Genomic DNA, 11,102 nt, shown 5'->3' with positions numbered 1-11,102 from the left:
AAGCAATGGGCTACGCCCTAGAACGTTTTAAGTTTAATTCCGCCTAGCTACTTATGGCTTAAATTGCCGTTGTCGTCGCACTCCTGGCTTACTGTGCTCACACACCGCTGAGATGTTCTTACGTGGAGGATCTGTCGCTGAGCAGTTTTTGCGATGAGTATGACAGACATGCTCTCTACGTAACTCACTAGCAAAGTTGCCGTTGAGGTTAGGAACGCAGAACCCGCAGATTTTTTGTATCGCTTGAATGAAGGTGCGCTGGTTTGGTCAGTATTTGCGCTGAGAAAATTACAAAAACAAGTCTATTAAGAACAGATCAACATTGATCAAGAACAGATCAACGTTGATCAAGAACAAATCAATGTGCTTCGATAACATAAATAAAAGTGTTAGTTCTTGCCGAATAAACGTAGGTTATTAGTGCATGTCGTTTTGTTCTTAGTGCGGGTTGTTTTGTTCTTAATGCGATCGCGCTAAGAACAAATGGATGTTGATTAAGAACAAAATCTGCGATTAACGCCAAGGCGTAACTCCGCAGGAACCGAGTGAAGTGAGCGAGAAGGATCTATAGTCCAGTTGCCTTGCTATAGAAATGCTTTTGTTCTCTTGTGGCTTTGGACAAAATGAAGTTGTAGCTACTGCTTTGGCATTCCTACTCGGAAAGGGGATGCTGTAATAAGAACGAAGGGGGCTGTGCTTCTTCACTATTTTCGGGTCTAGTAAAGCTCATTCATACTGGAGAAAGTTGACTATAGAGATGTCTTGAGTGTCAGAACTACTTAAAAGAATCACAACCAATCCTAGACAATGTGGCGGTCGTACTTGTATCCGAGGCATGAGAATTCGGGTGACAGACGTTTTAGATTTGTTTGCGGCTGGATTAAGTGCTGAAGAGATTTTGGAGGAAATGCCTGACCTTGAGCCAGATGATTTGAAAGCAGCACTTAGCAATTTGAAGCCTTGAGGGTGAACTTGCCACGACTATTCCTGCGATCGCTCTAGCTATGAAAAATTGCTGAATTTTGTGGTTTCTTCGGAGTTGCACTTTGCGCTAATCGTTGGCAAATCATTGCTACCTGGCTTGATTAGCAAACCTTGTGACCAACAACCGTGATAGGCTAAGCCCCGACTTTACGTCCATATATTATGACAGCACGAACTATTCAATCGATCTACACTGATGGCGCATGTTCTGGCAATCCAGGTCCAGGAGGCTGGGGAACTGTGGTTTACTTTACCGATGGCTCTGTTCAAGAATTAGGTGGGGCGGAGCGAGAAACCACCAATAATCGAATGGAAATGCAAGCCGCGATCGCAGCCTTGCATTTCCTGGCCGAATCTGAACAAACGGAGCCAATAATTCTTTACACCGATAGCGAATACGTCAAGAACGGCATCACCAAATGGATTGGCGGCTGGAAGAAAAAAGGATGGAAAACATCCACTGGAAAACCTGTGCTGAATCAGGAATTATGGGAGAAGCTAGACCAACTCAATTCCCGTCAAGTTGAGTGGCGCTATGTCCGAGGACATTCGGGCGATGTTGGAAATGAGCGATGCGACGCGATCGCTCGTGCCTTCTCTTTAGGTAGAATGCCCGAACTAAAAACCTTCGATCCTCATAAACAGAGTTCTATTGTAGATATGGCTGATACTCAACTCTCCCAAACGGTTTCTTTAGAAGACGGCAAGTCCAGCGACGCTTCAGAAAACCTTCCCCGCGAAGTCCGAGTTGCTAACCTCCGCAACTCAGTTGATATGCTGCACATGGCAGAAGAAATCGCGGCTAAAGGCTATTTGATCACGAGTTCCGAACTTGCGGATTTGATGGACATCAACGCGAGTGCGGTTACGAGTCGGGGCGATAACTGGGTGTGGCGCAACTGGGTAGTATCGAGAGTGCGTAGAGAAGGAAATCAGATCTTGTGGCAATTAGAACGAGTCGATTAAATTCCCTTAATCTCCATTAAAAACGGTAGAGACATGCCGTAGCACGCTTCTACCGTTTTCTTTACTTCTTACTCATCATGACCGATGCTACTGGCTCAAGAAGTCGTACAATGACTACCTTTTAGCTTGCACTTCCACCTACACCGGAATTGATAGTTCTATCATCCGCTCCAGACTTGCGATGCCAGCTTCCATCGTCGCTCCGAACAAATCCTCCTTTCACGCTGTTCCAAGCCATTTGCATAGCAGCTTCACGGCTTAAACCATCGTGCTGACCGTTCTTGAATGCTGCCATAAACACTTGATCAGAACCGTCCATGAGCTTATCGGTAATTTCAGAAGGCAGTTTGTCCGCGCCTTGCTCATCCACATCATCGCGCTTTGCTGCTTGCACGTCTGCTGAAGTCTGGGGCTTCGCTAAATCAGCTTGATCAACTCCGTCGCCTTGTTTGTTGACAAGCTCTAGCTGTTTCTCATTGGCGTCAAGCTGAGGATTGGCATTTACCAGGTCATCCCCTTTTTCTTGTTGACGGCTAACATCAATGTTTGGATCAGTTGACATAATTAATAACTCCTAAAAATTTTTAACTGAGAACAGCATAATCAGGAGCAAGTTACTAGCCATCTTGCCTAAAGTAGGATTGCTTCTCTTCCTTCGTGTAGAGATCAAATTTCAGCCAAAATACCACCCGATCGAGGTGGCAAATCGAGTGTTAAGCGATCGTCTGCCCATTCCATTGAGATAGAGCCATAAAGAATTTTATTCGGGCGAGACTTTAACTCTGTCTTCGAGATATTCAGATGAGCTTTTACCTCAGATGTACCAATGTTGACGGCGACTATAATCTCCTCAGCGCCAAGTCGTCGCGCAAACACATAGGTTGTTCCTTCGGCATATAAAACTCTATAGTCTCCTGTCCGCAAAGCAGGATGAGCATGACGCAGCGCAATTAGCTGTCGATGGCACTCGTAAATCTTGTAGTCCCAATTTGTTTCTAGGGGAAAGCCGCGCCGCGAATCTGGATCGATCGCGCCAGGTAATCCAACTTCATCGCCGTAGTAAATGCTGGGCGCACCTGGAAAGGTGAGAAGTAAAAGAGTAGAAAGTTCAACACTGGTGCGATCGCCATCTGCGATCGTCGCTAAGCGGGCTGTATCATGACTTGCCAGTAGATTCAGTTGCGTTAGCTGAATTTCCCAAGGATACATGTTGAGCAACTCTTCAATTTTAGAGGCATATTCTGCCGCAAACAGGGGCGGGTAGGGCTGATAATCACGGCTTTGAACCTGTTCCATGGCTACGCGATCGCCAGCTGCAAACGCGATCGTCGGTCCTGCAAACAGATAGTTCATCACGCCATCAAACTGTGTACCGTCGAGCCATTCTCGCGAGTCGTGCCACACTTCACCCACAATATAGGCGTCAGGATTGATTGCCTTGACGCGATCGCGAAACTCCTGCCAAAATCCTGGCGTTTTCACCTCAAACGGCACATCCAACCGCCACCCATCAATGCCTAATTTAATCCAATATTCGGCAATCTCCATAATGTACTCTCGCACTTCAGGATTGTCGTGATTGAACACGGGCAGTGCTCGATTATCTGCCCAACCTTCGTAGTTTGCAGGGTACTCCCCGTTGTAAGGATTAACCGGAAATTGGTGAATTCTAAACCAATCTACCCAAGGCGAATGAGGACCGTTTTCCAGCACATCGTGAAAGAAGAAAAAGCCACGACTTGAATGATTGAACACTCCATCAAGAACAACTTTGATATCGCGCTGATGGGCGGCTGTTAACAGGTCTTTAAATGCTTCATTCCCGCCTAATAGAGGGTCAATGGTGTAATAGTCGTGGGTATGGTAGCGATGGTTACTTGCCGACTGAAAAATCGGGGTGAAATAAATCGCTGTAATTCCCAAGTCTTGAAGGTAGTCAAGCTTTTCAATCACACCCCACAGGTCGCCGCCTTTATAGCCTTGTAGAGTTGGCACTGCGTGCCAATCTTCCCAACGGTCAGCTTCGAGCAATCGCTTATGAGGTTCTTGGCTCCGAGCAAAGCGATCGGGAAAAATTTGATAGAAGACGGCGTGCTTGACCCAGTCCGGTGTTTGAATATCCATAACTACTTTCTGTACCTTCCTTGCCTACGGTACTGATCCCCACCGCGATCGCAGTCTAACTCTCGATAGAAAAGTACTTTAAATGGCTAAGTTTTTACCGTCTCAGGACAGATTGTGCTCAAACCCGGATTTGTTTAGCTTTGTATTATTCTACAAAAGCGCAAAAGCGTAACATATAATACAGATATGTACGTTCATCTTTAGTAAGCCTGCGCTGAACGAGACGGAAGTAAGGAGTTCTCCTGAAGGAACGCGCCTCATTACCTACCCACGCTACTTTTTCTCAGAGGCGACTATGAAGCTAATTTATCGCGGTTCTTCCTACGAATACGACCCGACCCAACCTAAGCGTACAGACAGCGATCGGTTCGAGAACGTTCGAGAGCCATTCACCCTAACCTATCGCGGAAGTGTCTACCGGCTCGATCCCCATCAGCAGCCTGCTCCAGCTACCTATCAACCTCGCTCAGCCTACCAGTTAACCTATCGAGGCAGCACCTACCAAGTGCAGCCAAACGGAGAGCGGACGACAGTAACACGCCCGAAACCGACTAAAAGTGTTAAAACGCCGCTTACTGTGTCTGCGATCGCTTTATCCAGAAACCTATCAAGGGTTCACCAGGCTAACCTAGAGCGCAATCTGCAACGTCGCATTCAAAGTGCCCAGGAGAAAGGGGATAATGCGCTGTTGGCTTTGCTAGAAGCGGAGCAACGCCAGCTTGTCTAAAGTCTTTAAAGAATCCATACACTCTAAGGGATGTTCAGTCGAACGTCCCTTTTTTTTGTTGAAGCCCTTTTTTGTTGAAGTTGGTGCTGATTCGTTCACATAATTGGTTGACAAGACTTAGAGTGATTAGAGTGAAAGGAATTGAAGTTGCGCTTCAAAGGAACGACCCATGAGCCTAACTGCAAAAGAATTTGCAGATCTTCTACCTGATGCTACTCACCTTGAAAGCGACGAGCCAGAAATGGAATCATCTGTGCATTACGCCCAACTGACGTTACTTGTGGCGTGTCTAGAGTTTCTCTGGCAAGATCGCTCAGACTTCTTTATTGGTGCAAACCTTACCGTTTATTTTAGTCGTCAACAACTCCGAAATCGAGAGTTTCGAGGACCCGACTTCTTCTTAGTTAAACCCACTGAACGACGCCATCGAAACTCTTGGGTTGTGTGGGAAGAAGACGGTAAATATCCCAATATCATCATTGAGCTACTGTCACCGACGACAGAAGACACTGACCGCACGCTGAAGAAATTGCTTTATCAAGACCGTTTCCGTACCCCAGAATATTTCTGGTTTTCACCCACTACGCTTGAGTTCGTAGGATTGCGCTTAGATGGGCATGAATATCAAGAGATTCCACTCAATGAGAAGGGTTGGCGCTGGAGTGAAGAACTTCAACTGTTTCTGGGGGTGAAAAACAATCAACTCCGCTATTTTGGCGGCGATGGCAGTCTAGTTCCTACGCCAGACGAATCAGCGAATCAAGCACGACAACGCGCAGAGGAAGAACGACAACGCGCAGATCGATTAGCTGAACGATTACGATCGCTGGGCATCAACCCCGACGACATTGCCTAAGCGCCGCCTTCAGCACCCGTTGCTTGTTTTTGCTGCTGATACATCTCTTTGAATTTGCGCTGTTGCACGGCGTGATCGATGATTGGTCTTGGATAGCCTGCGCGATCGCGCTCATTTTGATCGATCTTTCCAGAAATCAAGTTCTCCGTTTCAACCCGCCGCAACTCTGGTAGCCATTCCCGAATATATTCACCTTCCGGGTCAAATTTCTTTGCTTGACTCGCCGGATTAAAAATTCGCAAAGGTTTTGGATCCATGCCGCTCGATGTACTCCACTGCCAGCCACCATTATTGGCTGACACATCGCCATCATAGAGCCGTTGCATAAAATATTTCTCACCTAAGCGATAATCGACGACCAGATCTTTAGTCAGAAAGCTGGCGACAATCATCCGGCACCGATTGTGCATCCAGCCCACTTCATTCATCTGACGCATCGCTGCATCAACGATCGGGTATCCGGTTTTTCCCTCGCACCAGGCTTGGAAGTATTTTTCGTTGTTCTCCCACGGGAAGGTTTTTAATACTTTTCGGTATGCGCCTTCTGCCAATTCTGGGAAGAAATACAGCGCGTGTTGATAGAATTCTCGCCACGCGATCTCCTGACGCCACACGCGGATGTTCTCTTTTGTCTCATCGCTGCGGCTTTGTTTCGTGGCATCAACCGTCGCTGCCCAAACCGTGCGGACGCCGATCACCCCAAACTTGAGGGCAGCGCTCAAAAGAGAGGTTCCAGGCTGAGCGGGATAGTTGCGCTGGTCTCGGTACTCTGCGATCGCTTGATCACAAAATTCGTCTAATCGCTCTTGTGCCGCCTCTTCTCCGGGAGCAAGCATGAGGAGATTGTCCCAACCAAAGCCTAGTTCTTTAGCCGTGGGCAGCGCAATTACCCGTACTGTTTTTGCCGCTTCTAGTTCGCGCTCCGATAATCCTTCTACCTGCGTTAAATCGGGAACGGGTTCCGCTTTTGGTTTACTACTCCAGTTTTTCCAAAACGGTGAATAAACAGTGTAGGGCGAACCGGAACCCGATTGAATTTCTTCGGGCGAGTGAAGCAGTTGATCCCAGCAAGTTTTAACGTCAATTTTGGCATCGCCCAGGGCAGAGATTACGGCGCGATCGCGCTCGTGGGCATATGGCTCAACGTCCCAATTGAAAAACACAGTTTTTGCACCTAACGCCGTTGCCAGTGCAGGAATAGCTTGACGCGGATTGGCGTTGAGAATCAGCAGTTGACCGCCGACTTGGGCATAGCGCTCTTGCAGCGATCGTAAGCTGCCAATCATATAGGTCACGCGGGCAGGCGCAACATCATCGCGATTCAGAATGCCTGGATCGAGGCAAAACACACTGACGACTTTGGGGCTGCGCTGTCGCGCCATTGCTAGTCCAAGATTGTCTGAAATTCGCAGATCGCGACGATGCCAAAACAAAACTAAATCAGACATACTAGGCTAGAAATCATAGGGCGAGCAGTTCCCTTACCCTAGCAAATTCTGCTCTGTTGACACCTACGAACTGCCTAATAAGATTGGACGTGCCAGCATAAAGCTCGAAATCGATTTCGAGTCGGTCAAATCGCCTGCATAGATTGCTTTCTCGACTTCCTCAGGCGTCATCAATACAGTTTGAATATCCTCATCCTCATCTTGTTCTGGCGGATGCTCCAAAAGCTGCAAATCTTGAGCCAGAAAGGCATAAATCACTTCGTCAGAATAGCCCGGAGCCAAGAAAAACTCTCCCAACTTCTGCCACTGGTTGCCCCGATATCCGGTTTCTTCTTCGATCTCGCGTTGGATGGTCTCTAGGGGGTTCTCGCCTATTTCCACGGTTCCGGCGGGAAACTCTAGCAATCGTCCTTGCACGAGAAAGCGGTATTGATTGACCAAAACAAGCTTGCCTTCAGAGGTGACTGGAATCACCAATGCGCCACCGGGATGACGAATACATTCCCAGTCGCCCTCAGATTGATTAGGCAAACGGAGTCGATTGACTTCAAAGTCGAATTTGCGCCCTTTGTAGGTGAGGCGATGTTCGAGGAGTTGGGGTGGTTCTGAACCCAGGGGCATTGATTTAGGGATGAGGGATGAGGGATGAGGGAGAGCTTCGCCCCGCTTCGCGAAGCGGGAGAGCTTCGCCCCGCTTCGCGAAGAAAGAGGTTGAATGTCGGAGGTATCGATCGCACGGGCTAGTTCTAAAATTGAGCGCTGCGATCGTGGCTCAATCCAGTCGGGGGCAATCTCGGCGAGGGGAACGAGAACAAAAGCTCGTTGGTTCATCCGAGGATGGGGAACCTGCAAATCAGGAGTTTGCAGAATCACATCATCAAATAAGAGTAGGTCTAAGTCAAGGGTACGTGCGCCCCAACGTTCACGGCGTTCGCGACCAAATTCGGCTTCGATTGCGAAGAGGGTGGCAAGTAAGGCGTGAGGTGTGAGCGTGGTTTGCAGCAAGGCGCAACCGTTGAGATAGTCCGGCTGAGGCGGCCCGATCGGTTTAGTTTTGTACCAGTGCGATTGTGCTTCCACTCGAATTCCTGATGATTGGTTCAATGCTTCTAAAGCAGATTCTAAAATGGTGTAAGAATCGCCTAAATTGCTGCCAAGGGCGATCAGCGCCTGACTCAATTTTGGAGAAATTGCGCGTTGTGCCATAGCCGAAATCTTTTATAGTCAACTTAATCTGCATTCTGGGGGAGCGCAATGGGAAATTCAACCGTCACTGTCACCGATGAAGAACTGATGCTCATGAGTTCTAAAAACCCAGAATTGCGATTTGAACAAAACGCAGATGGGACAATTCTTGCGATGGCTCCAACAGGTGGAATTTCAAGCAATCGAGAATTAAAAGCGGGAGCTTACCTGCTGAATTGGGTAGAAGAGCATGATCTAGGCGAGGTTTTCAGTTCAAGTGGTGGCTTTCGGCTGCCAAATGGGGCGCTTCGTTCCCCCGATGCTGCGTTTGTTGCAAAAGGGCGACTGGCTGAGAATTGGGATGAGGAAGAAGATAAGTTTATTCCATTAGCGCCTGACTTTGTGATTGAGATCCGCTCTAAATCTGATTCGTTGGACGTTTTGCAAGAAAAGATGCAAGAGTACATCGAAAATGGCGTTCGTTTGGGATGGCTAGTTGATCGTCAGCATCGCTGTGCTTATGCGTATCGCGCCGATCGCTCAGTTACTCAATACCCTGCCGACGCGATATTAAGCGGCGAAGATGTGGTTCCAGGGTTTACGATCGCATTAAAGAAACTGCTCTAACCGCTATGGATCGTCCGATTTATCTCGATTGTCACGCCACAACGCCCGTTGACGATCGCGTTTTAGCCGCGATGTTGCCCTATTTCACAACGCATTTTGGCAATGCCTCCAGTGTAGGTCATGCGTATGGATGGGAAGCGGAAGCCGCGATCGCACAGGCACGAGACATTTTAGCTGCCGCCATTGGTGCAACTCCAGAAGAAATCATCTTCACTAGCGGTGCAACGGAAGCAAATAATTTAGCGATCAAAGGGGTTGCAGAATCGTATTTCAGTCGAGGAAGACACATCATCACGCTGCAAACAGAACATAATGCTGTTCTTGATCCGTGTCGCTATTTAGCATCGCTTGGGTTTGAGATTACCTTTCTGCCAGTTCAAGCTGATGGACTGATTGATGTAGATACGCTAGAAAAAGCTTTGCGAGACGACACAATTTTAGTTTCTGTTATGGCAGCAAATAACGAAATTGGAGTGTTGCAGCCGCTTGCAGAGATTGGAGCGTTGTGTCGCGATCTCAATATTCTCTTTCACACCGATGCCGCGCAAGCGATCGGTAAAATTCCGCTTGATGTGGAAGCAATGAAGATCGACCTGATGTCGCTCACGGCTCACAAAGTTTACGGCTCGAAAGGAATTGGAGCGTTGTACGTCCGTCGCAGAGATCCACGTGTGCAGATCGCTCCCCAGTTTCACGGTGGCGGGCAAGAACGAGGACTACGAGCCGGAACGCTCTCTACTCCGCTCATTGTTGGATTGGGTAAAGCGGTTGAAATTGCGCTGGAAGAGCTGCCATCAGAATCAGCGCGGATTTCAGGATTGCGCGATCACTTGTGGCAATCTCTTCAATCGATCGACGGCATTCATCTTAACGGTCATCCAACTCAACGATTGCTGGGAAATCTAAATGTGAGTATTGAAGGGGTAGATGGACAAGCATTGTTATTAGCATTGCAGCCAGTGATTGCCGTGTCGTCTGGTTCTGCATGTACGTCAGCGAAGGTTACACCATCCCACGTATTGCAAGCATTGGGATTATCAGATGCATTGGCGTATGCCTCGTTACGATTTGGAATTGGGCGATTTAATACGGAAGAAGAGTGCGATCGCGCTGCCCACTGCGTCATTGATGTGGTTCAGTCTCTCCGCGATCGATAATCACCGTCTACCTCAACGCAGTGCTAGGCTGCCACCTCAACATAGGCGGATGAGGTCGTAGGCTGTGGGATCTCTAAACCCTCCAACTTCAAGCCATCAAGGTGGAACGCCATTGCTTCATGCATATTCTGTTCAACTTCTTCACGGGTTGCCCCGGTTGAGACACACCCGAGGAGGTCAGGAGAATAAGCAGAATATCCAGTTTCTGTCTTCTCAATGACGATAAGGTACTGCATTATTTCAATCCCGCTTGCTTCAAGATGCTATCCAACGTTCCTGGAGCTAAATCATCACCTGGTTTCCCGGGTACAGTTACTAGACCTGGCTTGTTGGGATGCTTGTATTGACGGTGGCTGCCCCGTGTCCGTGCCAAATACCAACCCTCTTGCTCAATCAGTTTGATGATGTCCCTCACCTTCATCTCTCAAGCTTAGGGAGAGGACAGAGACTTGTCAACGCAAGCACTTGTAGCTCGTATCTTGTAGTGTGTCTGAGCAGATGTCTCAAAACCTTGTCTTACAGATAGCTCCGAAGTAACTTGGTTCTGAGCGCTGGCAGATAACCTTGATAAACATCTTCCGTAGATAATCTAGCAGCATAACGGCAAAATGTAGCGGGGGCAGATAATCTTGAACTCATCACCAATGGTTCCCGTTCGTCCGCTGTTATGAAGTGTAGGTGGTAGATGGTTGTCATTAGGTAGTCATAACCTGATTTCGGGTTAAACCAAACACTGAAAGACTTGACCAAACTACTGCCTTACACACTATTGTCAATAGACTTTTCTATTGACAATAATTGTATTTATGAACTTTATTGACAATGCCTTTGCGTTTATTAAAGCCAAAAGGTACGAGAAATCAAGGTTTTTGGCAATTCCTTATCCCGAACTCAGGTTAGATAGTAATTCTAGAGCCGTAGAATTGCTCGATCGCTTCAGCGAATCTTCAGCATCCAAATATTAAACTGTATTATTACTACAGTTGTAGATGTTGAATTTAGAATTGCATTTCGCTTAGAATCAGTGT

At 47.7% G+C, this 11,102-nt stretch carries 12 protein-coding genes and 1 riboswitch; of the genes, 6 read left to right on the top strand and 6 right to left on the bottom strand.

Annotated features, from left to right (window positions below; genetic code table 11):
• Positions 1 to 766 precede the first annotated feature (766 nt).
• On the top strand, positions 767 to 964 hold the full coding sequence (locus AC5JLB_RS08130) for a DUF433 domain-containing protein (protein WP_495873324.1): 198 nt from the start codon (positions 767 to 769) through the stop codon (positions 962 to 964).
• Between the two features lie 182 nt (positions 965 to 1,146).
• Positions 1,147 to 1,950, top strand: coding sequence for a ribonuclease HI (rnhA, locus tag AC5JLB_RS08125; protein WP_495873323.1), 804 nt, complete (start codon positions 1,147 to 1,149; stop codon positions 1,948 to 1,950).
• A gap of 121 nt (positions 1,951 to 2,071) precedes the next feature.
• On the opposite strand, the gene AC5JLB_RS08120 is transcribed toward rnhA, so the two are convergent.
• Entirely contained in the window at positions 2,072 to 2,512 is a 441-nt protein-coding gene (locus AC5JLB_RS08120) for a ChaB family protein (RefSeq protein WP_495873322.1), read from the bottom strand.
• Positions 2,513 to 2,616: 104 nt separating this feature from the next.
• Positions 2,617 to 4,074 (bottom strand): glycoside hydrolase family 13 protein, encoded by a 1,458-nt coding sequence (locus AC5JLB_RS08115; RefSeq protein ID WP_495873321.1) that lies wholly within the window; start codon positions 4,072 to 4,074, stop codon positions 2,617 to 2,619.
• 189 nt (positions 4,075 to 4,263) lie between these two features.
• A riboswitch (Glutamine riboswitch) is annotated at positions 4,264 to 4,331 on the top strand.
• Between the two features lie 38 nt (positions 4,332 to 4,369).
• Here AC5JLB_RS08115 and AC5JLB_RS08110 point away from each other — a divergent pair.
• Both AC5JLB_RS08110 and AC5JLB_RS08105 read left to right on the top strand, forming a co-directional pair.
• Complete coding sequence (locus tag AC5JLB_RS08110) at positions 4,370 to 4,801, top strand: DUF4278 domain-containing protein (protein WP_495873320.1); 432 nt, start codon at positions 4,370 to 4,372, stop codon at positions 4,799 to 4,801.
• Positions 4,802 to 4,970: 169 nt separating this feature from the next.
• Positions 4,971 to 5,657, top strand: a complete 687-nt coding sequence (locus tag AC5JLB_RS08105; protein WP_495873319.1) for a Uma2 family endonuclease — start codon at positions 4,971 to 4,973, stop codon at positions 5,655 to 5,657.
• On the opposite strand, the gene AC5JLB_RS08100 is transcribed toward AC5JLB_RS08105, so the two are convergent.
• Entirely contained in the window at positions 5,654 to 7,105 is a 1,452-nt protein-coding gene (locus AC5JLB_RS08100) for an FAD-binding domain-containing protein (RefSeq protein WP_495873318.1), read from the bottom strand. The two genes, AC5JLB_RS08105 and AC5JLB_RS08100, sit on opposite strands and share 4 nt — an antisense overlap.
• Positions 7,106 to 7,168: 63 nt before the next feature.
• The gene (folK, locus tag AC5JLB_RS08095) at positions 7,169 to 8,311 is read right to left on the bottom strand and encodes a 2-amino-4-hydroxy-6-hydroxymethyldihydropteridine diphosphokinase (RefSeq protein ID WP_495873317.1); all 1,143 of its coding nucleotides are present in this window, start codon (positions 8,309 to 8,311) and stop codon (positions 7,169 to 7,171) included.
• Between the two features lie 48 nt (positions 8,312 to 8,359).
• Between folK and AC5JLB_RS08090 the strand changes: the two genes are divergently transcribed.
• Positions 8,360 to 8,917, top strand: a complete 558-nt coding sequence (locus tag AC5JLB_RS08090) for a Uma2 family endonuclease (RefSeq protein ID WP_495873316.1) — start codon at positions 8,360 to 8,362, stop codon at positions 8,915 to 8,917.
• Between the two features lie 5 nt (positions 8,918 to 8,922).
• Positions 8,923 to 10,074: a cysteine desulfurase family protein gene (locus tag AC5JLB_RS08085; RefSeq protein WP_495873315.1), complete on the top strand. Its 1,152-nt coding sequence runs from the start codon at positions 8,923 to 8,925 to the stop codon at positions 10,072 to 10,074.
• Positions 10,075 to 10,097: 23 nt separating this feature from the next.
• Here the strand turns inward: AC5JLB_RS08085 and AC5JLB_RS08080 are convergent, their stop codons facing one another.
• Both AC5JLB_RS08080 and AC5JLB_RS08075 read right to left on the bottom strand, forming a co-directional pair.
• Entirely contained in the window at positions 10,098 to 10,310 is a 213-nt protein-coding gene (locus AC5JLB_RS08080; protein ID WP_495873314.1) for a type II toxin-antitoxin system HicB family antitoxin, read from the bottom strand.
• Entirely contained in the window at positions 10,310 to 10,489 is a 180-nt protein-coding gene (locus tag AC5JLB_RS08075; RefSeq protein ID WP_495873313.1) for a type II toxin-antitoxin system HicA family toxin, read from the bottom strand. Before AC5JLB_RS08075 ends, AC5JLB_RS08080 begins: the two co-directional genes overlap by 1 nt.
• Between the last annotated feature and the right edge of the window lie 613 nt (positions 10,490 to 11,102).

The organism is Myxacorys chilensis (assembly GCF_059505265.1).
The sequence above is the reverse complement of the archived record's forward strand: the minus strand, read 5'-3'. Positions and strand labels throughout refer to the sequence as shown.

What these genes read in the sequence shown, in the direction of transcription:
- rnhA (WP_495873323.1), top strand. Translation starts at nt 1,147, where the DNA reads ATGACAGCACGAACTATTCAATCGATCTACACTGATGGCGCATGTTCT.
- AC5JLB_RS08120 (WP_495873322.1), bottom strand. Translation starts at nt 2,512, where the DNA reads ATGTCAACTGATCCAAACATTGATGTTAGCCGTCAACAAGAAAAAGGG.
- AC5JLB_RS08115 (WP_495873321.1), bottom strand. Translation starts at nt 4,074, where the DNA reads ATGGATATTCAAACACCGGACTGGGTCAAGCACGCCGTCTTCTATCAA.
- AC5JLB_RS08110 (WP_495873320.1), top strand. Translation starts at nt 4,370, where the DNA reads ATGAAGCTAATTTATCGCGGTTCTTCCTACGAATACGACCCGACCCAA.
- AC5JLB_RS08105 (WP_495873319.1), top strand. Translation starts at nt 4,971, where the DNA reads ATGAGCCTAACTGCAAAAGAATTTGCAGATCTTCTACCTGATGCTACT.
- AC5JLB_RS08100 (WP_495873318.1), bottom strand. Translation starts at nt 7,105, where the DNA reads ATGTCTGATTTAGTTTTGTTTTGGCATCGTCGCGATCTGCGAATTTCA.
- folK (WP_495873317.1), bottom strand. Translation starts at nt 8,311, where the DNA reads ATGGCACAACGCGCAATTTCTCCAAAATTGAGTCAGGCGCTGATCGCC.
- AC5JLB_RS08090 (WP_495873316.1), top strand. Translation starts at nt 8,360, where the DNA reads ATGGGAAATTCAACCGTCACTGTCACCGATGAAGAACTGATGCTCATG.
- AC5JLB_RS08085 (WP_495873315.1), top strand. Translation starts at nt 8,923, where the DNA reads ATGGATCGTCCGATTTATCTCGATTGTCACGCCACAACGCCCGTTGAC.
- AC5JLB_RS08080 (WP_495873314.1), bottom strand. Translation starts at nt 10,310, where the DNA reads ATGCAGTACCTTATCGTCATTGAGAAGACAGAAACTGGATATTCTGCT.